Source organism: Kitasatospora sp. NPDC034035 (assembly GCF_055575755.1).
In genome coordinates this window covers 1-23,740 of record NZ_JBVISA010000050.1, presented here as the reverse complement: position 1 = coordinate 23,740, position 23,740 = coordinate 1, and the positions used below count along the sequence as shown (strand labels likewise).

Sequence of the window (23,740 nt, the reverse complement as noted above, 5' to 3'; positions counted from 1 at the left end):
ATCGCGAACGCTCAGTTGCCGCCCCCCACCTCACTCCACCGCCGTACCAACCCCCGCAGCTCCTCCGTCAGCCCCGCCCCCAGATCCGGCCGGAGGTCGTACCGCGCGGGGGTGTTCTGCAGCAGCGCGATCCGCCACCCCGCCCCGGCGTTCACCGCGATCACCGTCTGCACCGCGTTGAGCCCCGGGTCCAGCTCCTGCGCGCCGTCCGGCACCATCCCGGCGACGGCCTCCAGCTGCGCCACCCCGGCCCCGAGGGCCCGCACCCGCCGTACGGTGGCCACGTACCGGGGCGTCGCGTGGTCGGCGAAGATCCGGCCCAGCTCGGCGGCGATCACCGACCGTCCCCGGTGTCCGCTCCCGTCGAAGCCGATCGCTTCCCCGTCCACCGCGAACGGCCCGGCGAAGGCCGCGCCGTCCCGCTGGTTCCATCCCTCCAGCATCCGGCGGTACAGCGCCCGCACCGCGATCTCGTCCTCGGAGGGCAGTTCCGGCAGCCGCGTATCGTTCATATCCCCATGGTCGGTGACGGCAGCGAAGGAGGCGACGGCAGTGGCGGACGGTACGGCCGGCGGCTCGGTGCGGCGCTGGCGGCCGGGTTTCCCGCTGGACGCGGCCCGGACGCTGCTGCCGCTGCGCCGCGGCCCCGCCGACCCGTCGTACCGGACCGCCGGGGACGGCGCCGTCTGGCGCGCCTCCCGTACCCCGGCGGGTGTCGGTACCTTGCGCGTGCTGTCGCACCCCGCCGCGGGCGATGTCGAGGCGACCGCCTGGGGTCCTGCCGCGGACTGGCTGCTCGACCGGCTCCCCGTGCTGCTGGGCGCGGAGGACGAGCCGGAGGCGCTGGTGCTGCCGCCCGGTCCGCTGCGGGACGCGCAGCGCCGTACCGCCGGGGTCCGGCTGAGCCGGACCGGTCTGGTGCTGGAGTCCCTCGTCCCGGCGATCCTGGAGCAGAAGGTCACCACCGACGAGGCCTACCGCGCCTGGCGGACCCTGTTGCGGGACTTCGGCACCCCGGCGCCGGGCCCGGCCGAGGGCATGCGGGTGGCGCCGTCGGCCCGGGAGTGGGCGCTGATACCGAGCTGGGAGTGGCACCGGGCGGGCGTGGACCCGAAGCGGTCCGCGACCGTGATGCGGGCGGTCCGGCTGGCGCCGCGCCTGGAGGAGGCGTCGGCGATGGGCCACGGGGAGGCGTTCGCCCGTCTCACCGCCGTGCCGGGCATCGGTGTCTGGACGGCGGCCGAGACCCTGCAGCGCAGCAACGGCGACCCGGACGCGGTCTCGGTCGGCGATTTCCACCTGCCCAACCTGGTCGGCTGGGCCCTGGCCGGCCGCCCCCGCAGCGACGACGCCCAGATGCTCGCCCTCCTGGAGCCCTTCCGCCCGCACCGCCACCGGCTCTGCCGCCTCCTGCTGGCCGTCGGCGCCCGCGCCCCCCGCTACGGCCCCCGCCTCACCCCCAACGACCACCGCCACCGCTGAGGAGAGGCCGCCCCGGTGTACACCCGCGTGGGTCGGTGGGCAACCGCCGCGGGATCTCCCGGGGCCGCTGATCCCTACCGCACCTCGATGAAGGTGTCGGCGCTGCGTTCCGGGCGTTCGCGGGGCGGCTCGGCGGGGCGGCCGACGGCGATGGCGCCCATCGGGTCCCAGTCGGCGGGCAGGTCCAGGGCGGCGCGGACGGTGTCGCGGCAGAACATGGTGGAGGAGACCCAGGCGGAGCCGTAGCCCTCGCCGGTGAGGGCGACCAGCAGGTTCTGTACGGCGGCGCCGACGGCGACGGTGAACATCTCCCGTTCGGCGCCGGCGCGCCGGGTGTCGGGGTAGTCGTGCGAGCCGTCCATCACCAGGCAGGGCACCACCAGGTACGGCGCGTCGCGCAGGACGTCGCCGCGGGCGGTGCGACGGGCGATCTTGGCCTCGTCCCAGCCGTCGAGTTCGCGCAGGTCGCGCTGCCAGGCGGCGAGCATCGCGTCGAGCAGCCGGGTGCGGGTGTCGGGTGACTCCAGCAGCACGAACCGCCAGGGCGTGGTGTGGTGCGGGGCGGGCGCGGTGACGGCGGCCGCGACCGCGCGGCGGACGGCGGCCGGGTCGACCGGTTCGGCGGTGAAGGAGCGGACGGTGCGCCGCAGGGTGACGGCCTGCCGCAGTGCCTCGGAGGTGCCGAGCCGGAACATGTCGTCCGTGGCGGGCCGCACCAGTGGCCGGGTGCCCGTGCCGTCCTCGGCGGTGACCAGGTGGCCGAGCCCGCGGACGACCGCGACCGGGACGCCGGTGGCCTTGCCCTTCACCAGGTCGGCGGCGGCGGCGAGTTCGTCGGCGGTCGCGGTGACGGTCATTTCCAGCGCGTTGCCGTGGCTGTCGGTGCGCCCGCGGTGGTCGTCCAGGGCGGACAGTCCGGCGGCGCCGATCGCGACGTCGGTGAGCCCGTTGCGCCAGGGCCGCCCGAAGGTGTCGGTGACGACGACGGCGAGCCGGCGGCCGGTGAGGTGCTGCAGCCGGGCCCGCAGCGCGCGGGCCGAGGCGTCCGGGTCCTCGGGCAGCAGCAGCACGGTGCCGGGGGCGGTGTTGGAGGCGTCGACGCCGGCGGCGGCCATGACGAAGCCGTTGCGGTTCTCGACGATCCGGACCGGTCCGCGCCGGGCGATGACCCGGACGGTCTCGGCGTCGATCGCGGCCTCGCGGTCGGCGGCGTGCTGCAGCCGGCCCTCGGCCTTGCTGACGATCTTGGAGGTGACCAGCAGGATGTCGCCGTCCAGATACGTCCCGGCCTTGGCGATCAGCTCGGCGAGGTCGGCCCCGGCATCGACCTCCGGGATCCCCTCGATGCCCAGGATTTGCAGCGGCGCGGTCACGAGCGGACCTGATCCGCCAGTGCGAGCGCGGCCCAGGCCATCTGGGCGGTGGTCTCGATGTCGGTCATCAGCAGGGGGACGGCCCGGCAGGCGATTCCGCCGGCCTCGACCGCGGCCACCGACGCCTCGTCGGCGGTGTCGACCAGCCAGCCGTCGAGGAGGTCGGAGCCGTAGTTCAGCGCGACCGCCTCCGCCGTCGCCTCGACGCCGACGGCGGCGAGCACCTTGTCGGCCATGCCGCGCACCGGCGCCCCGCCGATGATCGGGGAGAGCCCGACGACCGGCGCCGGGGCGGCGACGACGGCCTCCCGGATGCCGGGGACGGCGAGGATGCTGCCGATCGAGACGACCGGGTTGGACGGCGGGAAGAGGATGATGTCGGCCGCGGCGATCGCCTCCAGCACGCCGGGCGCGGGCTTGGCGGTGTCGGCGCCGACCGGGATGATCGCCTCGGCGTCCACGGCGGCGTGCAGCTTGACCCAGTACTCCTGGAAGTGGATCGCCCGGGTGCCCTGCTCGTCGGTGATCCGCACGTGCGTCTCGACCCGGTCGTCGCTCATCGGCAGCAGCCGCACGCCGGGCTTCCAGCGCACGCACAGCGCCTCGGTCACCTGGGTGAGGCTGTATCCGGCGGTGAGCATCTGGCTGCGGACGAGGTGGGTGGCGAAGTCCCGGTCGCCGAGCCCGAACCACTCGGGGCCGACGCCGTACTCCTTCATCTCGTTCTTGATCGACCAGGTCTCGTCGGTCCGGCCCCAGCCCTGTTCCTCGTGGATGCCGCCGCCGAGGGTGTACATCACGGTGTCGAGGTCGGGACAGACCTTGAGGCCGTAGAGGTGGATGTCGTCGCCGGTGTTGCCGATGACGGTGATCTCGTCCTGCGGTCCGACCGCCGCGAGGAGCCCGCGCAGGAAGCGCGCTCCGCCGATTCCGCCTGCCAGTGCCACGATGCGCATGGGGTCATCCTGCCACGATCGGACCGTCCGTCAGCCCGGCGTCAGTGCGCCTCGGCCTGCGCCTGCGCCTGCTGCTGGTCCGCGTGCTGCTGCGCGTGCTGCTCGGGGAGGGCGGTGGCGCCGTACTGGTTCATCTCGGTGAGGCCGGGGGTGTAGAGGTGGATGGAGACGGCGGGTTCGAGCGCGCCGTTGACCACCTCGTGCAGGTAGCCGGAGGAGAAGACGCGCTGCCCGCCGGGCTTCAGGGTGCGGGCGCCCTCGCCCGCGTGCGTGAGGGAGCGCTCGATGAGCTCGCCCCGGACGACGGTCATCACGCCGGAGGACTCGCCGTGGTCGTGGAAGCCGCTGCTCTGGCCGGGCAGCCAGCTGAGCAGCCAGATCTCGTAGCCGGGGCCGGTGGCCAGGCGGGCGTACCAGCGGGTCAGTGCGTCGTAGCGGACGAGCGGTTCCCAGCGGGCGCGGTCGGCGGCGATCTCGCGGACCAGCCGGGCGTAGCCGGCGACGGTGGTGGGGTGGGCGGGCAGGTCGGTGCGGGCCAGGTGCGGGAAGGCGAGCGGGTCGCCGGCGATGGAGACGTCGCTGAGCCCGTCCGTCCAGCGCTGCCCGTCCGTCCGGCGCTGCCGGTCAGGGTGGCGGGGGGAGTGGCTGGGGGTGAGGCCAAGGCGGGCGAGCCTGTTGCGGTCGCGGTTCCGCCGGCGGATGCGGATGATGCGCACGGGAGTCGTCCTCGGAGGAGTCGGCTGGTTCGTCGGGATCAGCCGGATCCGGGATGTCCTGGGGCGGGAATCGCGGGCGGCCTCTGTGCTTCCTGGGGGCGGCGCGCGGTGGGACGCGGGCGCCTAGATACAGCAGGAACAGAGGCGACAACAAGAGTTCACGGCACGGCGGAGCGTGGAACCGCTCCGGGGGCTGGCGAACTCTGACATAGGGGAAAGGACACCGCATCCGCAGGGTCGGTGTCAAACGGAAGGATGAGGCATTCGAGTGGATTCGGTCCGGATCTTGCCCTGATGGGGTGATTCATCACTCTCTATGTTTCGATGGGAAGATCGCCGGGAAGGCAGGCCGATGACCGGCCTGTGGTGGTGACCAAGGGTCACCTGGCGGATGGTTGCGGACGGTTCGGCACTGTTCAGGGCCTTACGGCAGAAGGTCCGTTGTGTCCGGATATGTACACTATTCGTAACGGCTTGGTGCCGGGGAGTGAATCCTGGCCCCAATACCAGAGCTCGGCTTGACTGGGCCAGAGTGACGCAACTGTAATTTCACTCGTGTCGTCAGCCGCACGAGGCAACGGCAACCACGGGGACGCCAAGTAGGGGCAGAGGAGGCGCGCCACATGAGCGAGCTCTTTGAGCTGTTGATCGGGGACGGCATCGCGGAGGAAGAGGAGGAACTCGGCTGGCAGGAGCGCGCGTTGTGCGCTCAGACCGACCCGGAGTCCTTCTTTCCCGAGAAGGGCGGCTCGACCCGCGAGGCCAAGAAGGTCTGCCTCGCCTGCGAGGTCCGCTCGGAGTGCCTGGAGTACGCCCTCGCCAATGATGAGCGTTTCGGCATCTGGGGCGGCCTCTCCGAGCGCGAGCGCCGTCGGCTCAAGAAGAGCGCGGTCTGACGGGGCGGCCCCCGGGCCCCGCTGACCGTTCGACAGCGACGGACAATCGCACAGCTGTACGGGCGCCTCACCGTGGTGGTGGGGCGCTTTCGTGTTCCCGCCCCTTCCCCCGCCGCCCCTCCCACCGCCTCCTCCACGGTCTCCCCGGCGGCCTCCTTCACCGTCCCCGCACCGGCACCCCGGACGAACCGTCCACCAGGAGCCGTTAGTGTGGTGCGCCATCCGGTTGCCGTTCACCGGCTGTGTCCACCGAGAACTGGGGCCCGCGCACTCGATGACCGTCTACAGCCACCAGAGCGGCTTCACCGCTTCCCGGCCACCCGCCTACCCGCGCCACCTGGTCACCGCCGTGATCGTCTCGCACGACGGCGCCCGCTGGCTCCCGCAGACGCTGGCCGGCCTGCTCGGGCAGGACCGCCAGGTCCAGCGCGTCCTCGCGGTCGACACCGGCTCCACCGACAACTCCCAGCAGCTGCTCGCCGACACCCTCGCCGACTGGCTCCCCGAGAGCGGCCCGCTCGTCCTCGGCCGCCGGGCCGGCTTCGGCACCGCCGTCGCCGAAGCCGTCTTCAACAGCCCGCCGCTGCGCCCCGAGGACCTGTCCTACCGGCTCGACCCCTCCGGCTACGACCCGGTCACCGGCGGCTGGGACGACTTCGGCGACCCGCTCGCCCAGGAGGACGACCTCGGCCGCGGCGGCCCGCGCGAGACCGAGCCGGTCGAGTGGCTCTGGCTGCTGCACGACGACTGCGAGCCGCAGACCGACGCGCTGCGCCGCCTGCTCCAGGTCGCCGACTCCACCCCCAGCGCGGCCGTGGTCGGCCCCAAGCTGCGCAGCTGGTACGACCGCCGCCAGCTCCTTGAGGTCGGCGTGACGATCGCCCGCTCCGGGCGGCGCTGGACCGGCCTCGACCGCCGCGAGCAGGACCAGGGCCAGCACGACCAGGTCCGTCCGGTGCTCGCCGTCTCCAGTGCCGGCATGCTGGTGCGCCGGGACGTCTTCGAGGAGCTCGGCGGCTTCGACAAGGCCCTCCCGCTGATGCGGGACGACACCGACTTCTGCTGGCGGGTCAACGCCGCCGGCCACCGCGTCGTGGTCGCCCCCGACGCCGTGCTGCGGCACGCCGAGGCTTCCGCCCGCGAGCGCCGCGCCATTGACTGCGCCTCCTCCCACCCGCACCGGGTGGACAAGGCCGGCGCCGTCTACACCCTGCTCGCCAACTGCCGGGGCGCGCTCTTCCCCTACGTCCTGCTGCGGCTGGTGCTCGGCACCCTGCTGCGGGCCGTCACCAACCTGCTCGGCAAGGACCCGCGCCAGGCCGTCGACGAACTCGCCGGGCTCGGCCACGAACTGGTCCGGTTCCCAAGGCTGTTGGCCGCCCGCAAACGCCGCGCCCGGACCAGGGCCGCGGACGCCCTGGACGACCGCACGCTCTTCCCGGCGCCCGGCGCCACCACCCGGCTGGCCGTCGAGGGCGTTATCGGCTCGCTCGGGATAGGGGGCGGCGACGACACCGGCAGCCGGCACGGCTCGGTCGAGGCCGGCGGCGACGACGACTCCGAGGACCTGGTCGTCGAGCAGTTCGCGCTGATCAAGAAGCTCGCCCGGCGCCCGGCGCCGGTGCTGTTCGCGGCCCTGCTGGTGTTCGCCCTGATCGCCTGCCGCGGCCTGTTCGGCAGCGGCGAGCTGTTCGGCGGCGCCCTGCTGCCCGCCTCCGACGGCGCGGGCGGCCTCTGGTCGATGTACGCGGACGCCTGGCACCCGGTCGGCACCGGCTCCACCGCCGCCGCACCGCCGTACCTCGGCGTGCTCGCGGTGCTCTCCTGGCTGCTGTTCGACCACGCCGACTTCGCGCTCACCGTGCTCGTCGTGCTCACCGTCCCGCTGTCCGCGGTCAGCGCCTACCTGGTGTCCCGGCCGCTGCTGGACTCCAAGCTGGTCCGCGCCTGGGCCAGCGCCACCTACGCGCTGCTGCCCGCCGCGACCGGCGCGCTCGCCCAGGGCCGGATCGGCACCGCCGTCCTCGCCGTGCTGCTGCCGCCGCTGGCCCGCGCCGCCGCGATCGCGGCCGGCCTCGGCATCCGGGACGAGAGCGCCGCCAAGGGCGCCCGCCCGGGCTGGCGACCGGTCTGGATGGCCGTCCTGCTGCTCTCCCTGGCCACCGCCTTCGTCCCGCTGACCTGGGCGCTCGCGGTGCCGCTCTGCCTGGCGGTACTGGTCGTCGCGGTGCTGCGCGGCGGCGCCTTCGGCTCCGGCGGTACGGCGCTGCGGCTGCTCGGCCTGCGCGTCCTGGTGATCCTCGCGGTCCCGGTCGCCGTGCTGGCGCCCTGGTCGCTCAAGGTGCTGTCGCACCCGCAGTCGCTGCTGCTGGAGGCCGGGCTGCCCGGCCTGCACGGCACCGGCGCGAGCGCGGCCGGCCTGCTGCTGGTCAACCCGGGCGGCGCCGGCGTGCCGCCGATCTGGCTGTCGGCGGGTGTCGTGCTCGCCGCGCTCGCCGCGCTGCTGCGCGCCGACCGCCGCCGTGCGGTGCTCGCCGCTTGGGGCGCGGCCGGCGCCGGCCTGGTCTTCTCGGTCGCGGTGGCGGGCACCTCCGTCACCCCGGCCTCCGGCGGCCAGGCGGTGCCCGCCTGGGCCGGCCCGGCCACCCTGATCGCCGGCATCGCCCTGCTGGCCGCGGCCGCGATCGGCGCCGACGGCGCCAACGCCCGCGTCGCCGGGATCGCCTTCGGCTGGCGCCAGCCGGTGGCCGCCCTGGTGGTGGCCGCGGCCGTGCTGGCCCCGCTGGGCACCGGCCTGTGGTGGGCGCTGACCGGCGCCGGCAAGCCGCTGAACCGCGCCGACGCCGGCCAGGTGCCCGCCTTCATCGCCGAGGAGGCCGGCACCACCGACCGGGCCCGCACCCTCGTCGTCACCGGGGAGAAGAGCGGCGGCGCCGTCCGCTACACCGTGCTGCGCGGCGCCGGCCTGACGCTCGGCCAGGCCGAGTCCACCGTCGACCCGGCGACCGGCACCCAGGACGGCCTGAACAAGACGGTCGGCAGCCTGCTGGCCGGCTCCGGCGCCGACCAGGCCGGTGCCCTGGCCGGCTACGGCATCGCCTACGTGCTGGTCGAGCAGCCGGTGATCGGCGTCTTCAAGGACGTCCTGGACACCACGCCCGGCCTGGTCAAGACCAACCAGGACAACGGCACCGCGCTCTGGCAGGTCAGCGGAGCGCCCGCAGTCCGCGCGGTGATCACCAGCCCGGGCGCCGACCCGGTGGCCGTCCCGTCCGGGACCCGCGACCTCGCGGCCACCGTCCCGGCCGGCCCGGACGGCCGGGTGCTGCGCCTCGCCGAGTCCGCCGCCCCCGAGTGGAAGGCCACCGTGGACGGCACCGCGCTGGAGCCCACCACGGTCGACGGCTGGGCGCAGGGCTTCAAGCTCCCGGCCGGCGGCGGCAAACTGACCGTCACCCGGGAGGGCAGCCTCGCCCACACCGGCTGGATCTGGGCCCAGGTGCTGCTCGGCCTGACCATCCTGGTGCTGGCCCTGCCCGGCCGCCGCAGCCACAAGGACGACGACCTGCCCGAGGAGGTGGTGGCCGCCGCCGCGCTGGCCGCCGCCGCCCAGGCGCAGGCTCCCGCTCCCGGCAGCCGCCGGGCCCGCCGGATGGCCGAGCGCGGCGAGGGCGGCGAGCCCGGCGCCGACGAGGCCGGGGTGTACGAGAGCCGGCCGGGCGCGATCCCGGCGCAGCCGGCCGGCGAACCGGTGACCGAGGCGGTCCAGGCGGCCGCCGCCGTCCAGGAGGCCGAGCCGTACACCGACCCGTACCAGACGTACCAGCAGGCCGACCCGTACAGCTACGACCAGTACGCGGCCCAGCAGCCGGTGGCCGCGCCGTACGGCGGCCAGGGCTACGGGGCCCAGGGGTACGACGGGCAGGGGTACGACGGCCAGGGCTACGACAGTCAGGGGTACGACGGCCACCAGCAGCAGGCCTACCCCCAGCAGGGCTATGACCAGCAGGGCTACGAGCAGCCGTACCCGTCGGAGCACCAGCAGTACGGCTACGACGGGTACCAGCAGCCGGAGCACCAGCAGCCCTGGCCCTCGGGGCAGCCGCAGGCCCAGCCCTCCTACGACCCGAACGACCCCAACGGCACCGGCCGGTACCCGCACCAGCCCGGATCGGGGAGCTGACCCGCGATGAAGAAGCCCGCATTCAGGAAGAAGTCCGGCGCCGACGAGGCCCCCGAGCCCGTCGGGACCGCCGTCGCGCCGGAGCCGGCCGCGTCCGCTCCCGCCGCCGATCCTGCCGGCCGTCCCGCCGGGAGGACCGGCGGGACGAAGACCACCCCGTCCCTGCTCGCCGCGGCCGTGGTGCTCGCGGCGGTGTTCGGCATCGCCGAGGTACGCCCGCCGGCCGCCCCGGCCACGGCGGACGGGGCCGCGGCCCCGACCACCGCGCAGGTCGAGCGGACGGGGGCGGTCTGCCCGCAGCCTCTGCAGGGCCTGACCGGCTCGACCACGCTCTCCGCCTACACCCCGCCCGGGACGGGCTCCACCACCGGCGGCGCCGGCTGGCTCTCCGACGCGGCCGCGCCAGCCGTGCCCGCCGCCCAGCCCTCCGGAACCCCCTCGGCCCCGGCGGCCACCGCGCCCGCCACCCCGGCCCCGACCGGCTCGGGCGCCCCGACCGCCCCGGCCCAGGACAAGAACGCCGCGCCCGCGGACGCCCGGCTGACCCTGACCAAGCCCGGCACCCCGGCCACCGGCCCGGCGGCCAACGGGGACACCGCGTCCGGCACCGGGGCGGTCGCCACCGGCGCCCTCGCCCCGGGCTTCACCGTCACCCAGACCACCGTGGTCACCGAGCAGCGCGGCCTCGGCCTGTCCGGCCTCACCTGCACCCCGGCCGGCACCAGCTTCTGGTTCGCCGGGGCCAGCACGGCCGGCGACCGGGTCGACTACCTGAGCCTGGTCAACACCGAGTCCTCCGCCGCCGTGGTCGACATCAAGCTGTACGGCGACAAGGGCCTGATCGAGAACGACGCCGCCAACGGCCTCACCGTCGCCCCCGGCAGCTCCCAGTCCGTCCTGCTGTCGACCCTCAGCAAGGGCGCCGTCACCGACCTCGCCGTGCACGTGGTGGTCCGCTCCGGCCGGGTCGGCGCCGCGCTGCACGCCGCCGACGGCAACAAGGGCGCCGACTGGATCCCGGCCTCGGCCGCCCCGGCCGCCACCCAGGCGCTGCCCGGCCTGCCCGCGGACACCGCCGCCGCGCGCCTGGTGATCTGGGCGCCGCCGGAGGACGACGCCGACCTGAAGATCCAGCTCTCCGGCAAGAACGGCTGGTTCACCCCGGCCGGCAACGAGTCGATCCACGTCAAGGCGGGCATGGTGGCCGCCGTCGACCTCGGCAAGGTCACCCGGGACGAGGTGGCCGGGCTGCGGCTGTCGCCCAGCGACCCCAAGCACCCCACCCCGGTCGTGGCCGGGCTGCGGGTCGACCGGGCGGCGGCCAACGGCAAGACCGACGCGGCCTGGCTCACCGGCAGCGATCCGGTCGGCGCCCGCGCCACCGTCGCCGACAACCGGGCCGGCGGCTCCACGCTCTACCTGACCTCCACCGGCGACGCCGCCACCGTCCGGGTCACCGCCTCGGCCGGCAGCGGCGGCGGCACCCCGGCCACCAAGGAGGTCCAGCTCCCGGCCGGCGGCACGGTCGCCCTCCCGGCGCCCGAGCCCGCCGGGCTGAACGGCGTCTTCGCGCTCACCGTGGAGACCGTCTCCGGCGGCCCGGTGGTCGCCGCCCGGATGCTCTCCATCCCCACCAAGGACGTGCCGATGTTCACCGTCCAGGCGCTGCGCGACGACCACAGCACCGTCAAGGTCCCGCAGGCCGCCCAGGACCCGGGCATCGTCCTGCACTGAGCAAGCCGAGCACGCCGAACAAACCGAGCAAGCGACGGGGGCGGCACCTTCCGGGTGCCGCCCCCGACCGCTCGATCCCCGTCTCGGTCCTGGCTTCGGTCCCCGGCTCAGTCCTCGTCGTAGCGCGGGTCGATGGCGTCCGGTGAGAGCCCCAGCAGCTCGGCGACCTGCTCGATCAGGATCTCGTGCACCAGCGCCGCGCGGTCCTCCCGGGTCTTCGCCCGGATCTCCACCGGCCGCCGGTACACCACGATCTGGCTCTTGTGTCCCTGCTTGCCCGGCGAGACCCGCCCCAGCGGCACACCGTCCTCGGCGTCGGCGCCGTCCGGCTCGCGCAGCGGCACCTCCTGGACGGCGAACTCCACCTCGATCAGCTGCGGCCAACGCCGCTCCAACCGCTCCACCGACTCGCGCACGTAGTCGTCGAACAGTTCGGAGCGGGTGAGCGAGATCGGCACCTGCGGCGGCGCCAGCGGTCCGCGCAGCCCCCTGCCGTGCCGGTCGCGGTGCCGGGGGCGGCGCGCGGGGCCTGTCGATGACTGCGGTGCGGAGCTGTCCATATCACTGCCGAGAGTAGTCCTTGGACGGTCGGAAGTGGACCACTCCGACGGGGAATCGCCCGGGGCGGTCGATACGCGGCCCCGGCGCTCGGAGACGACACGGCACACCCTCCGGGCAGGCGGTCTTCGCTCCCCGGCGGGGAGTGCGGTACCGTCCACCCTCGTGAGCTCTGTACGTCGTTGTTCGCGGACCGCGTGCGGCCGGCCGGCCGTCGCGACGCTGACGTACGTCTACGCGGACTCCACCGCCGTCCTCGGCCCGCTCGCGACCTACGCCGAGCCGCACTGCTACGACCTGTGCGCCGAACACGCCGAGCGCCTCACCGCCCCGCGCGGCTGGGAGGTCGTCCGGCTCGCCGCCGAGGCCGGGCCGCTGCGCCGCAGCAGCGACGACCTGGAGGCCCTCGCCAACGCCGTGCGCGAGGCCGCCCGCCCGCAGACCCCCCGTCAGGGCCGCGCGCCCGAGGGCGAGTCCACCGAGGGCAGCCGCCGCGGCCACCTCCGGGTGCTGCGCTCGCCCGACAACTGACGCCTCTCCTGGCACGGGGCGTTCGTCCGGCCCGGGTACGCTGCCGGTCTACCGCCACCGCGCCCGTCGACCGGGCGGGCGGTGGCCCGACGTATCCCGACCGACCAGTACAGAGACCAGGGTGGAGCCGCAGTGCGCGACCTCAAGCAGCTCGTGAAGGCGTACGACGTCCGAGGCGTCGTCCCGGACCAGTGGGACGAGAGCCTGTCCCGGGCCTTCGGTGCCGCGTTCGTACAGGTCACCGGCGCGTCCGCGATCGTGGTCGGCCACGACATGCGTCCCTCGTCCCCGTCGCTCACCCTGGCCTTCGCCCAGGGCGCCGCGGCCTACGGCGCCGACGTGGTGCAGATCGGGCTCTGCTCGACCGACCAGCTCTACTACGCCAGCGGCAAGCTCGACCTGCCCGGCGCGATGTTCACCGCCAGCCACAACCCGGCCCAGTACAACGGCATCAAGCTGTGCCGGGCCGGCGCCGCCCCGGTCGGCCAGGACACCGGCCTGTCCGAGATCCGCGAGCTGGTCGAGTCCTGGACCGCCGAGGACGACACCGTCACCATCCCGGCCAGGGACGTGAAGCCCGGCGCGCTCTCCGAGCAGGAGACCCTGCGCGGCTACGCCGACCACCTGCTGGGCCTGGTCGACCTCACCGCGATCCGCCCGCTCAAGGTCGCCGTGGACGCGGGCAACGGCATGGGCGGCCACACCGTGCCCACCGTCTTCGACGGCCTGCCGATCGAGCTCGTCCCGATGTACTTCGAGCTGGACGGCACCTTCCCCAACCACGAGGCCAACCCGCTCGACCCGAAGAACCTGGTCGACTTGCAGGCCAAGGTCCGCGAGGTCGGCGCCGACGTGGGCCTGGCCTTCGACGGCGACGCCGACCGCTGCTTCGTCGTGGACGAGCGCGGCGAGCCGGTCTCCCCGTCCGCGATCACCGCCCTGGTCGCCGCCCGCGAGATCGCCCGCGCCCGGGCCGCCGGCGAGGCCGAGCCGACCGTCATCCACAACCTGATCACCTCCTGGACCGTCCCCGAGGTGGTCCGCGAGCTGGGCGCCAAGCCGGTGCGCACCCGGGTCGGCCACTCCTTCATCAAGCAGGAGATGGCCGTCACCGACGCCGTCTTCGGCGGCGAGCACTCCGCCCACTACTACTTCCGCGACTTCTGGCGCGCCGACACCGGCATGCTGGCCGCCCTGCACGTGCTCGCCGCGCTCGGCGGGCAGCCGGACGCGCTGTCCGAGCTCACCGCCGAGTACGACCGCTACGCCGCCTCCGGCGAGATCAACAGCACCGTCGCCGACCAGGCCGCCAGCACTGCCGCCGTCCGCGCCGCCTACGCCGGCCTGGAGGGCACCACCGTCGACGAGCTGGACGGCCTGACCGTGGCCGGCCCCGACTGGTGGTTCAACCTGCGCGCCTCCAACACCGAGCCGCTGCTGCGCCTCAACGTCGAGGCCAAGGACCCGGCGAAGATGGCCGAGCTGCGCGACGGCGTGCTCGCCATCGTCCGCGGCTGAACGAGCGCCCGAGCGGACGCGCCTGAGCGGACGTGCCCGAGCGGACGCGCCTGACCTCAGCGCGTGGTGCCCCGGCCGGTAGGGTTGCCTATCGGCCGGGGCACCTCCGTGCCGTCACCGAACTATGGAGAGCCCCATGAAGCTCGAATCCTTCCTGCTGGAGATCCTGGTCTGCCCGCAGTGCCGGGCCGCGCTCACCGAGGGCGGCACCGAGGAGCAGCCCGAGCTGGTCTGCACCGGCGCGGACTGCGGCCTCGCGTACCCGGTCCGCGACGGCATTCCGGTCCTCCTGGTGGACGAGGCCCGCCGCCCGGCCTGATCCTTGGGGGCGAAGCCCCACCCCGCCAGCCGCCCAGGACCGCAGCCGGAGGCCAGCCGCATGCTCGACGACACCCTGCTCGACGACCCGGCCGCCCTCCTGCGCGCCGACCAGGACCGCGCCCTGCTGGCCCTGGCCGGCGCCGGCGCCCGGGTCCGCACCGCGCTGCGGCAGGCCGACACGGCCGGCCTCGACCGGCTGCGCCCGGACGGCCGACCGCGCGCCGTCCTGATCGCCGGACACGGCAGCGCGCTGACCGCCGCCGAGATGGTGGCCGTGCTGGCCGGCACCGCGAGCCTGGTCGTCCCGCTGCCGCCGACCGAGGCCACCGCCCCGCGCGCCGACCGGGCCGGCGCCCCGCCCGTCTTCACCGCCGGGCTCGGCTGGCAGCTGCCCGGCTGGGCCGGCCCGCTCGACCTGCTGGTGATCAGCTCCGCCGACGGCGGCGAGCAGGGCCTGATCGGCCTCGCCGAGCAGGCCTACGCGCGCGGCTGCGCGATCGTCGTGACCGCCCCGGCGGGCAGCCCGCTGGCCGGGGCCGCGCTGCAGGTGCGCGCGCTGCCGCTGCCGTACGTGACCTCGGTGCTGCCCGAGGACGGCCCGCCCGCCGCGGCCGCCGAGCCGGACCTGCCGGCCGAGGACCCGGCCGCGCTCTGGTCCCACCTCACCCCGCTGCTGGCGCTCGCCCAGAAGATCGGCCTCACCCAGCTGCCGTACGACGCGCTGCCCGGCGTCGCCGACCTGCTGGACGCCACCGCCGTCCGCTGCCGCCCCGACGCCGCCGCGTACACCAACCCGGCGAAGGGCCTGGCCGCGCGGCTGGCCGGGACGGTTCCGCTGCTGTGGGCCGAGGGCCCGATCGCCGGAGCGGCCGCCGCCCGCTTCGCGGCCCAGCTGGCCGACCGGGCCGGCCGCCCGGCCCTGGCCGGGGAGCTGCCGCAGGTGCTCACCGCCCACCGCGGCATGTTCACCGGGCAGTTGGGCGCGGGCGCGGACCCGGACGACTTCTTCCGCGACCGGGTCGACGAGCCGGACCCGCTGCACCTCCAGGTCCTGCTGCTGCGGCACGTCCCGGGCCCGGCCGGCGGGTCGCCGGAGGAGCAGGACGGACCGGCCGAGGTGCCGGAGGAGGACGCGGGCCCGCGCAGCTTCGGTGTGAGCCGGGCGCACCGGCTGGCCGCCGCGCACGACGTCCGGCTGACCGAGTACGCGAGCGCCCGGCCGGACGCCCTGCACGGGCTGGCCGACCTGGTCGCGCTGACCGATTTCGCCGCCGTCTACCTGGGCCTCGCCGCCGCGCAGTCCTGAGACGGTCGACCGGGCCGGGCCGCCGGGCCGGTACGGTAAGCGCTCGACGACGCTGACCGAGACCGACCCGTGAGGACCCCTGGCATGAGTACCGAAGGCGGCACCAAGGCACTGGTGGCGGCGCTGTCCGCCAATCTGGCGATCGCGGCGGCCAAGTTCACCGCCTTCGGCTTCACCGGCTCCTCCTCGATGCTGGCAGAGGGCGTGCACTCGGTGGCCGACTCCGGCAACCAGGTGCTGCTGCTGGTCGGCGGCAAGCGGGCGCGCCGGGTGGCGGACGAGGAGCACCCCTTCGGGTACGGCCGCGAGCGCTACGTGTACGGCTTCCTGGTGGCCATCGTGCTGTTCAGCGTCGGTGGCCTGTTCGCGATCTACGAGGGCTGGCACAAGGTCAACCACCCGGAGGCGCTGGACTCCTGGGGCTGGGCGGTCGGCGTGCTGGTCTTCGCCATAGCGATGGAGGGCTGGTCCTTCCTCACCGCGGTGCGCGAGTCGGCGAAGGTCAAGGGCGACCAAAGCTGGACGCAGTTCATCCGCACCGCCAAGGCGCCGGAGCTGCCGGTCGTGCTGCTGGAGGACGCCGGCGCGCTGATCGGCCTGGTGCTCGCGCTGTTCGGCGTCTCGCTCACCGTGATCACCGGGGACGGCGTCTGGGACGGCATCGGCTCCCTGTGCATCGGCCTCCTGCTGGTGGTGATCGCCGCGGTGCTCGCCCTGGAGACCAAGTCGCTGCTGCTCGGCGAATCCGCCGACAAGGAGTCGGTGCGGCGGATCCGCGAGGCGCTGGTGGACGGCCGCGCAGTCACCGGAGTGATCCACATGCGGACCCTGCACCTCGGCCCGGAGGAACTGCTGGTCGCCGCCAAGATCGCTGTCAACGCCGAGGACAGCGCCGCCCGGGTGGCGGCGGCGATCGACGCGGCGGAGGAGCGGGTCCGGGCCGCCGTCCCGATCGCCCGCGCGATCTACCTGGAGCCCGACGTCTACAGCGCCGAGAAGGCCGCGGCGGGCGAGGACCCGGCCGCCACGCCCGGCGGCCCGGGCCCGGAGGCCGCGCACTGACGGCCCTCGGGCCGTGCACTGACGGGACTCGGGGCGGGACGCGGGGCGGGACTCGGGGCCGCCGGGGACGGCCTGGGGCGAGGCTCGAGCTCCGGTCGGGTCGGGGACCGAAATCGGTCATCGACAGACGGCCGATGGGGCCATCGGTGTAGATTCGTCCCCAGAGCCAGAACGTCGCTGCTGATGGCGGTCGATCGGCGGTCCGCACCCGTAACGTGTGCGCCGGTCGAGGGAGAGAGGTCCTCCGACGGTTTGTGCTGCGCAGTAGGGAGCCGGTCCGCCACCGCGGGGATCCGGTGGCCCAGGCGTGGCCGTGCCCCCGTACGGCCTGCCGCGCGCGACACATGCCCGGACCTTTGGCCCCACCCCATCAGCGAGGAGCAGACGCATGTCGACCGACATCACCGGTGACTTCAAGGTCGCCGACCTTTCCCTGGCGCCGTTCGGCCGCAAGGAGATCCAGCTGGCCGAGCACGAGATGCCCGGTCTGATGGCGATCCGTGCCGAGTACGCCGAGTCGCAGCCGCTGGCCGGCGCCCGCATCACCGGCTCGCTGCACATGACGATCCAGACCGCCGTGCTGATCGAGACCCTGACGGCGCTCGGTGCCGAGGTCCGCTGGTGCTCCTGCAACATCTTCTCCACCCAGGACCACGCGGCCGCCGCCATCGCCGTCGGCCCGGAGGGCACCCCGGAGAACCCGCAGGGCGTGCCGGTCTTCGCCTGGAAGGGCGAGACCCTGGACGAGTACTGGTGGTGCACGGAGCAGGCGCTGACCTGGCCTGACGGCAAGACCCCGAACATGATCCTCGACGACGGCGGCGACGCCACCCTGCTGATCCACAAGGGCGTCGAGTTCGAGAAGGCCGGCGCCGCGCCGGACCCGTCCACCGCGGACAACGACGAGTTCCGGATCATCCTGGAGCTGCTCAACCGCACCCTCAAGGACACCCCGAACAAGTGGACCGAGGTCGCCGCCACCATCAAGGGCGTGACCGAGGAGACCACCACCGGTGTCCACCGCCTGTACGAGATGCACCGTGACGGCAACCTGCTGTTCCCGGCCATCAACGTCAACGACGCCGTCACCAAGTCGAAGTTCGACAACAAGTACGGCTGCCGCCACTCTCTGATCGACGGCATCAACCGCGCCACCGACGTGCTGATCGGCGGCAAGGTCGCCGTCGTCGCCGGCTACGGCGACGTGGGCAAGGGCTGCGCCGAGTCGCTGCGCGGCCAGGGCGCCCGCGTGATCATCACCGAGATCGACCCGATCTGCGCGCTGCAGGCGGCGATGGACGGCTACCAGGTCACCACCCTGGAGGACGTCGTCTCGATCGCGGACATCTTCATCACCACCACGGGCAACAAGGACATCATCCTTGCCTCGCACATGGAGAAGATGAAGCACCAGGCGATCGTCGGCAACATCGGCCACTTCGACAACGAGATCGACATCGCGGGCCTGGCCAAGCTCCCCGGCATCGTGAAGACCGAGGTCAAGCCGCAGGTCCACGAGTGGCGCTTCGCCGACGGCCACACCATCATCATGCTGTCCGAGGGCCGCCTGCTGAACCTGGGCAACGCGACCGGCCACCCGTCCTTCGTGATGTCCAACTCCTTCGCGAACCAGACGATCGCGCAGATCGAGCTGTTCACGAAGACCGAGCAGTACCCGATCGGCGTCTACGTGCTGCCGAAGCACCTGGACGAGAAGGTCGCCCGCCTGCACCTCGACGCGCTGGGCGTGAAGCTGACCACCCTGAGCCAGGAGCAGGCCGACTACATCGGCGTTCCGGTCGAGGGCCCGTACAAGCCGGAGCAGTACCGCTACTGATGCGGTGCCGCTGAGGTACGAACGCCGGTGGCCGGCACCCCCCACGCGGGGGTGCCGGCCACCGGCGCGTTCCGGTCCCGCTCGGCGCGTTCCGGTCGGCTCAGCGCATGACGTCGGTCGTCCAGGCGCTCGCGTCCGGGCCGAGGGCCTTGGTGTGGGCGAGCATCCACGGCAGTCCGCCGAGCTGCGCCAGCGAGGGCGGCAGCTCGGCCCCGGCTCCGACGCACACCTGCACCCCGTTGTCCGCGGAGCACGACTGCGGGTTCGGGCCGGTGTCCGGCGACCCGTTCTTCCCGGTCGGCGACGCCGGCGACCCGGGGGTGGACGGCTTCACGCTGAACCAGACATTCCTACCCTCCGCCTCCAGCATCAGCCACATGCTCCAGGGGACCTTGGCGTCCGCGTCCGGACGCGCCAGCCGGACGTTGGTGACCTTGAACGCCGTGGGCAGTCCGGTGATCCGGACCGGCAGCGGGACGTCCCACGTGCCGTACCGGACCCCGACGGCCACCTTGTGCAGGACCTCCCGCGTGATGTCCGCGGGCCGGCCGCCGGAGCCCGCGAGCTCCGCCCAGCGGCCCGAGGGCGTCAGCCACCGCAGGGTGTGCTGGTAGTCCGGCTGCGCGTCGGAGACCACCCAGTAGGCGGTCCGGCCGTCGACCGGCTCGGCCTCCTCCGTGCGGACCGCACTTCCGGGTGCCCCGGTCATCGGGGGACGGGACCCGGCCGGGTACTGCGAGAGCTGCAGCTGCGGAGCGTCCTCGCCCCGGCCGCTCGCCTGCAACTGGATTCCGTGGAAGGCGGTTTGGTACCCCACGCCGTTGTCACCGCCGGCCCACTCCGGCAGCCAGCCGAACCGGAGCTCGGGGGTCAGCGGGTCGGCCCCGGCCCGATCCGGTGCGGCGGTCGGGGACGGTGTGGCGGTCGGGGACGGCGCGAGCGTCGGGAGTGCGGTGGTGGCCACCGTGGGTGCGGCGGGCAGCACGGGGGCGGCGGTGCCGCTGCCCGGCAACAGGAGGGCGCCGCCGGCCACCACCGCGGCCGTCGCGCCCGCGACGGTGCCGATCACGGCCAGCCTGCGCCGGCGAAGCCGCGTCGCGCCCTCGGCCAGGGACCGGCCGGCGTCGAAGCCCGGAGGCGGTGCCGGTTCGTCGGCCAGGGCCGCCAGACGGTTGGCCAGGTCGTGCGGGTCGATGGTGCTCATGACATCCTCTCGGCGACGGCGGGACGGGCGGTGAGCCTGCCGCGCAGGGTGTCCAGGGCGCGGGAGCTCTGGCTCTTGACGTTGCCGGAGGAGCAGCCCAGGGCCTCGGCGGCCTGCTCGATCGACAGGTCGCAGTAGTAGCGCAGCACCACCGTGGCCCGTTGGCGGGGCGGGAGGGCGGCGAGGGCGCGGCGCAGGTCGAGGGCGGCGTCCAGGTCGACACCGCCGGCCGCCGCGTCCGGATCGGTCCCGGAACGGACGGTGCGGCGCCACCACGGGGAGCGCTGCTCGGCCAGGAAGGTGTTGACCAGTACCCGGCGCGCGTAGCCGTCCCGGTTCTCCATCCGCGCGGCTCTCGACCAGTTCACGTACAGCTTGGTGATCGTCTCCTGGACCAGGTCGTCGGCCCGGTGCCAGTCCCCGCACAGAAGATAGGCGACCTTCCGCAGCCAGCCGGTCCTGGAGGCCACGTACTCCGTGAACTCCTCGTCGCGCGTCTGCTTCGCCATCCGCACCCCCTCTCGTCATGGCGGCGGCACCGCTCCGGCGCCGTCCACCCCCCTAATGCGCGCACCACCGGAGAAGGTTGCACGCGACGTGCGCACGTAGGCTTTCGGGCATGCCCAACGGCCGCTACTCCCTCTCCGACACGCACGACCACGTCCTGCTCGGCGAGGAGCGCTTCAGCTGCGCTCCCGGGCCGGCCGGGTGGCGGTACGTCTCCAAGACCTACGCGCCGGACGGCCGGGTGATCGGCGGCGTCGACCTCACCCTGGACTCCCGGGCCCGGCCGCTGCGGATGGAACTGCGGGCCGGGGGCTGGCAGGTGCGCGGCGGCGCGGTGGACGGAGTCGCCTGGGTCCGGACCGACGCGGCCGACCCGGGCGGCGAGCACACGGTGGAGGGACACGACCGGGCGCACGCCTTCACCGGCCGCTCGCCGGGCTTCCTGGTCGCCACCGCCCGGCTGCTGCGGCTGCGGGAAGGGGCGAGCGCGCGGGTGCGGCTGGTGGCGTTCACCGAGCCGGTGCTGGCACCCCGCACCCTCGACCAGGGATGGCTGCTGGAGGGCGTCGACACCCACGAGACGGACTCGGGGCCGCTGCTCGTCGAGCGGTACCAGGTCGCGGACCTGGAGACGGGGGAGCAGCAGGTCGTGCACCTGGCGGGGGACGTGGTGCTGTCGGCGGACGGGGTCGAGCTGGAGGAACTGGAGTCTCCGCCGAACGCCTGGCGGGTGGGGGACGAGGAGTAGGGGCCCGCCGGGTTCGGGTGTTTGCCCCCTTGGGGTCCTCGTAGCGGGGTCCTCGTCGGGCGTCAGAACGCCTGAGGCCTCAGGAGGGCGGGGCGAAGCCGGTGCCGGCGGCGGGCTTGTCGAAGGACGGGGCCGGCTGGGCCGCCGGTGCGAGAGGTGCGACCGGTGCGACCGGTCCGGCCGGGGTGGGTGCGGTCGGTACGGGCGCCGTCGGGATGCCGAGGACCCGGAGGGGGCGTCCGTCGGCCGTGCCGGGCACCGGGCCGGAGGCCGGGCGGGGCACGGGCACCTGCACGGGTATCGGCGCGGCCGCCCACAGCTGCTGCTGGGCGCGCAGCCACTCCCGCCGCTGGCGTTCGGTGAGCACCGCGCCCAGGTACGCCGCCGGGTGCAGCCCCGGGGGCACCGGGTGGCCGATCCGGTCGGACAGGTCGTCGGCCAGCCGGGCGGTCATCCGGCTCATCACCGCCGGGTCCAACTGGCCGATCCGGCCGAGCAGTTGGCGGACAGCGAGCCAGAGCGGCTCCGGAACCGCGGAGAAGTCCATCGCGACCAGCTCGTGGCCCATCGTCTGCAGCAGGTGCGGGTGCACCGGCGGCAGCGGGGTGGCGGAGCCGCCCGCCCCCGGGGTGCGCTCACGCACGACCACCGTCCCGGCGAAGATGTCGCCGAGCCGCTTGCCCTCCGAGTGCACCGCCGAGGTGATCACGGCCGGGGAGCCGGTGAGCGCGATCAGCTCGAAGAAACCGACCAGCCCGCGCACCAGCGAGTGCCGGAACCGCACCGGGCCGCCGTCGGTGCGCACCACCCGCAGGCCGAGTGCGGCCTTGCCGAGCGAGCGTCCGTGGCTGAAGGTCTCGACCATCACCGGGACAGCGACCAGGAAGAACACCATCAGGCCGATCATGACGGCCGCCAGCGCCGCGCTGTCGATGTCGACCAGCACGACGCCCAGCAGCAGCGTGACCACCAGCAGGGCGGCGAACTCCACGAGCAGGTCGAGCACGATCGCCAATGCCCGGCTCGGAAGCTTCGCCGTCTGCAGGCCGAGGACGACCGCCTCACCCGTCACCAGGTCGCTCAAGACACCTGTCCGTTCACGTTCTTGGAGCCCGTACGGCTCGCCCATGGGGATCCGGGACCGCCGGGGGCGGCAGCGCCGGGGAGGGAATCGGCCCGGATCGGCCCCCCAGGCTCCGCCCGCCGCAGTCTGATCCGCAGCCGCAAACATACGGGGCCCGGTGGGCGCACGGGAAGTGAGATCCCGGAGGCCGCGACCCGGGCCCCTGCTGGCATGCTGGGCCGCACCTGTCCGTACGTGCCTGCCCGCCGCGTACCCGCCCGCCCGCGCACGCACGTCCGCGCCCACCGCCGATCATGGAGCCGCCGAATGGACCTGGACGTCTTCGTCGCCACCCACCAGGGGGAGTGGGCCCGGCTGGACGCCCTCGCACGCCGGCGCCGGCTCAGCGGAGAGGAGGCCGACGAACTGGTCACCCTCTACCAGCGCACCACCGGCCACCTCGCCAAGGTCCAGGCCGCCGCGCCCGACCCGGCGCTGCTGAGCCGCCTGACCAGCCTGGTCTCACGTTCCCGCAGCGCGGTGACCGGCTCCCGGACCAACGGCTGGCAGGACGTCGCCCGCTACTACACGGTGAGCTTCCCGGCCGCGCTCTACCGCGCGCGCCGCTGGTGGGTGCCGGTCGCGATCGTCTCGCTGCTCGCCACCGCCGTGCTCGCGTGGTGGGTGGCCACCCACCCGGAGGTCCGCAACAGCCTCGTCGCCCCCGACCGTCTGCGGGAGCTGACCCGCCCCGGCGGACAGTACGAGGCCTACTACTCGGACCGGCCGGCCAGCTCCTTCGCCGCGCAGGTCTGGACGAACAACGCCTGGATCGCCGTGCAGTGCCTGCTCTACGGGATCGCGCTGGGCATTCCGGTGCTCTACGTGATGTGGGGCAACGTCGTGAACCTCGCCATCGGGGTCGGGCTGATGGCCTCCGCCGGACGCCTCGACGTCTTCCTCGGTCTGCTCATCCCGCACGGCCTGCTGGAGCTGACCGCGGTCTTCGTGGCCGGCGGCCTCGGCCTGCGCCTCGGCTGGACCGTCATCGCCCCCGGTCCGCGCACGCGTGCGGTGGCCCTGGCGGAACAGGGCCGCTCGATCATCGGAATGGCGATGGGGCTGACGACGGTGCTGGCGGTCTCCGGCATCCTCGAAGCCTTCGTGACCCCGTCCGGCCTGCCCACCTGGGCGCGCATCGCCATCGGTGCGCTGGCAGAGCTGGCCTTCCTTCTGTACGCCCTCGTGCTGGGCCGAAAGGCCGCGGAAGGCGGAGAATCCGGTGATGTGGACGCGGCCGACCGGGCGGACCTGCAGCCCGTCGCGGCCTGAGGCGATGTGATCAGCACTCCTCTGACCTGCTAGTCTTCTCTCATCCCGGCCAAACCATTGACGTGGTGAGGGTGGGCTAGTAGGTTTGAACGGTTGGGACTGACTGGACAACGGTCGGGCCCGGGCGTTAGTGTCTACGACACCGCCGAATCGAGGCGAGCGCGTTTCACGAAATGCGCGCCCTCCGACGAAGCAAATCCCACGAACTGAGCACACCGAAAGCTTTGATAAGCTTCGGAGCGAAGTTTGCAGGAAATCCCGCCAGCGGGAATCGGATGAATGAAACTCCGGAAAACGGAGCGGAAAACATCTGGTAAGCTGGAAACACGAAAGAACGAAGCCCGGAGGGTCCGCTGGAAGGCGGTCCGAAGGAAGCGTCCGTTCCTTGAGAACTCAACAGCGTGCCAAAAGTC

At 73.9% G+C, this 23,740-nt stretch carries 21 protein-coding genes; 12 read left to right on the top strand and 9 right to left on the bottom strand.

Annotated features, from left to right (window positions below; all coding sequences use genetic code 11):
• Positions 1-11: 11 nt before the first annotated feature.
• A complete protein-coding gene (locus ACZ52J_RS39690; protein ID WP_465625935.1) occupies positions 12-512 on the bottom strand; it encodes an SgcJ/EcaC family oxidoreductase in 501 nt (166 codons plus the stop codon).
• A 40-nt stretch (positions 513-552) separates the two neighbouring features.
• On the opposite strand from ACZ52J_RS39690, the gene ACZ52J_RS39685 reads away from it, so the two are divergent.
• Positions 553-1,482 carry a DNA-3-methyladenine glycosylase family protein gene (locus ACZ52J_RS39685; protein WP_465625933.1) on the top strand — a complete coding sequence of 310 codons (930 nt, stop codon included), beginning with the start codon at positions 553-555 and terminating at the stop codon, positions 1,480-1,482.
• A 74-nt stretch (positions 1,483-1,556) separates the two neighbouring features.
• Here ACZ52J_RS39685 and ACZ52J_RS39680 read toward each other — a convergent pair whose 3' ends face one another.
• Genes ACZ52J_RS39680 through ACZ52J_RS39670 form a run of 3 tightly spaced genes read right to left on the bottom strand, consistent with a single transcriptional unit; the run spans position 1,557 to position 4,380 of the window.
• On the bottom strand, positions 1,557-2,855 hold the full coding sequence (locus ACZ52J_RS39680; protein ID WP_465625931.1) for a coenzyme F420-0:L-glutamate ligase: 1,299 nt from the start codon (positions 2,853-2,855) through the stop codon (positions 1,557-1,559).
• Complete coding sequence (cofD, locus tag ACZ52J_RS39675; RefSeq protein WP_360507951.1) at positions 2,852-3,811, bottom strand: 2-phospho-L-lactate transferase; 960 nt, start codon at positions 3,809-3,811, stop codon at positions 2,852-2,854. Before cofD ends, ACZ52J_RS39680 begins: the two co-directional genes overlap by 4 nt.
• Positions 3,812-3,852: 41 nt before the next feature.
• Positions 3,853-4,380 (bottom strand): cysteine dioxygenase, encoded by a 528-nt coding sequence (locus tag ACZ52J_RS39670; RefSeq protein ID WP_360507998.1) that lies wholly within the window; start codon positions 4,378-4,380, stop codon positions 3,853-3,855.
• Positions 4,381-5,150: 770 nt separating this feature from the next.
• Here ACZ52J_RS39670 and ACZ52J_RS39665 point away from each other — a divergent pair.
• The 3 genes from ACZ52J_RS39665 to ACZ52J_RS39655 all read left to right on the top strand — a co-directional run bounded on the left by ACZ52J_RS39665 (position 5,151) and on the right by ACZ52J_RS39655 (position 11,340).
• The gene (locus ACZ52J_RS39665; RefSeq protein WP_063349134.1) at positions 5,151-5,423 is read left to right on the top strand and encodes a WhiB family transcriptional regulator; all 273 of its coding nucleotides are present in this window, start codon (positions 5,151-5,153) and stop codon (positions 5,421-5,423) included.
• 208 nt (positions 5,424-5,631) lie between these two features.
• On the top strand, positions 5,632-9,606 hold the full coding sequence (locus tag ACZ52J_RS39660; RefSeq protein WP_465625929.1) for a glycosyltransferase: 3,975 nt from the start codon (positions 5,632-5,634) through the stop codon (positions 9,604-9,606).
• A gap of 6 nt (positions 9,607-9,612) precedes the next feature.
• Complete coding sequence (locus ACZ52J_RS39655) at positions 9,613-11,340, top strand: DUF5719 family protein (RefSeq protein WP_465625927.1); 1,728 nt, start codon at positions 9,613-9,615, stop codon at positions 11,338-11,340.
• A 107-nt stretch (positions 11,341-11,447) separates the two neighbouring features.
• On the opposite strand, the gene ACZ52J_RS39650 is transcribed toward ACZ52J_RS39655, so the two are convergent.
• Positions 11,448-11,900, bottom strand: a complete 453-nt coding sequence (locus ACZ52J_RS39650; RefSeq protein ID WP_360507960.1) for a metallopeptidase family protein — start codon at positions 11,898-11,900, stop codon at positions 11,448-11,450.
• Positions 11,901-12,063: 163 nt separating this feature from the next.
• Between ACZ52J_RS39650 and ACZ52J_RS39645 the strand changes: the two genes are divergently transcribed.
• The 6 genes from ACZ52J_RS39645 to ahcY all read left to right on the top strand — a co-directional run bounded on the left by ACZ52J_RS39645 (position 12,064) and on the right by ahcY (position 18,473).
• On the top strand, positions 12,064-12,429 hold the full coding sequence (locus ACZ52J_RS39645; RefSeq protein WP_350520082.1) for a DUF3499 domain-containing protein: 366 nt from the start codon (positions 12,064-12,066) through the stop codon (positions 12,427-12,429).
• 132 nt (positions 12,430-12,561) lie between these two features.
• A complete protein-coding gene (locus ACZ52J_RS39640; RefSeq protein ID WP_465625924.1) occupies positions 12,562-13,947 on the top strand; it encodes a phosphomannomutase/phosphoglucomutase in 1,386 nt (461 codons plus the stop codon).
• A 136-nt stretch (positions 13,948-14,083) separates the two neighbouring features.
• Complete coding sequence (locus ACZ52J_RS39635) at positions 14,084-14,266, top strand: Trm112 family protein (RefSeq protein WP_280686052.1); 183 nt, start codon at positions 14,084-14,086, stop codon at positions 14,264-14,266.
• 60 nt (positions 14,267-14,326) lie between these two features.
• Positions 14,327-15,574 (top strand): SIS domain-containing protein, encoded by a 1,248-nt coding sequence (locus ACZ52J_RS39630; protein WP_465625922.1) that lies wholly within the window; start codon positions 14,327-14,329, stop codon positions 15,572-15,574.
• A gap of 84 nt (positions 15,575-15,658) precedes the next feature.
• Complete coding sequence (locus ACZ52J_RS39625; protein ID WP_360507969.1) at positions 15,659-16,636, top strand: cation diffusion facilitator family transporter; 978 nt, start codon at positions 15,659-15,661, stop codon at positions 16,634-16,636.
• A gap of 388 nt (positions 16,637-17,024) precedes the next feature.
• Positions 17,025-18,473 carry an adenosylhomocysteinase gene (gene ahcY, locus ACZ52J_RS39620; RefSeq protein ID WP_360507972.1) on the top strand — a complete coding sequence of 483 codons (1,449 nt, stop codon included), beginning with the start codon at positions 17,025-17,027 and terminating at the stop codon, positions 18,471-18,473.
• 100 nt (positions 18,474-18,573) lie between these two features.
• Here the strand turns inward: ahcY and ACZ52J_RS39615 are convergent, their stop codons facing one another.
• Entirely contained in the window at positions 18,574-19,677 is a 1,104-nt protein-coding gene (locus ACZ52J_RS39615; protein ID WP_465625919.1) for a hypothetical protein, read from the bottom strand.
• The gene (locus tag ACZ52J_RS39610) at positions 19,674-20,186 is read right to left on the bottom strand and encodes a SigE family RNA polymerase sigma factor (protein ID WP_465625917.1); all 513 of its coding nucleotides are present in this window, start codon (positions 20,184-20,186) and stop codon (positions 19,674-19,676) included. The genes ACZ52J_RS39615 and ACZ52J_RS39610 overlap by 4 nt, the downstream gene beginning before the upstream one ends.
• Positions 20,187-20,296: 110 nt before the next feature.
• Here ACZ52J_RS39610 and ACZ52J_RS39605 point away from each other — a divergent pair, with 110 nt between their 5' ends.
• On the top strand, positions 20,297-20,932 hold the full coding sequence (locus tag ACZ52J_RS39605) for a hypothetical protein (RefSeq protein WP_465625915.1): 636 nt from the start codon (positions 20,297-20,299) through the stop codon (positions 20,930-20,932).
• Between the two features lie 79 nt (positions 20,933-21,011).
• Here ACZ52J_RS39605 and ACZ52J_RS39600 read toward each other — a convergent pair whose 3' ends face one another.
• Positions 21,012-22,016 (bottom strand): RDD family protein, encoded by a 1,005-nt coding sequence (locus tag ACZ52J_RS39600; protein ID WP_465625913.1) that lies wholly within the window; start codon positions 22,014-22,016, stop codon positions 21,012-21,014.
• Between the two features lie 306 nt (positions 22,017-22,322).
• Between ACZ52J_RS39600 and ACZ52J_RS39595 the strand changes: the two genes are divergently transcribed.
• Positions 22,323-23,327: a stage II sporulation protein M gene (locus ACZ52J_RS39595; protein ID WP_360507986.1), complete on the top strand. Its 1,005-nt coding sequence runs from the start codon at positions 22,323-22,325 to the stop codon at positions 23,325-23,327.
• Between the two features lie 166 nt (positions 23,328-23,493).
• On the opposite strand, the gene ACZ52J_RS39590 is transcribed toward ACZ52J_RS39595, so the two are convergent.
• On the bottom strand, positions 23,494-23,740 hold a 247-nt coding region (locus tag ACZ52J_RS39590; RefSeq protein WP_465625911.1), incomplete at its 5' end, for a hypothetical protein.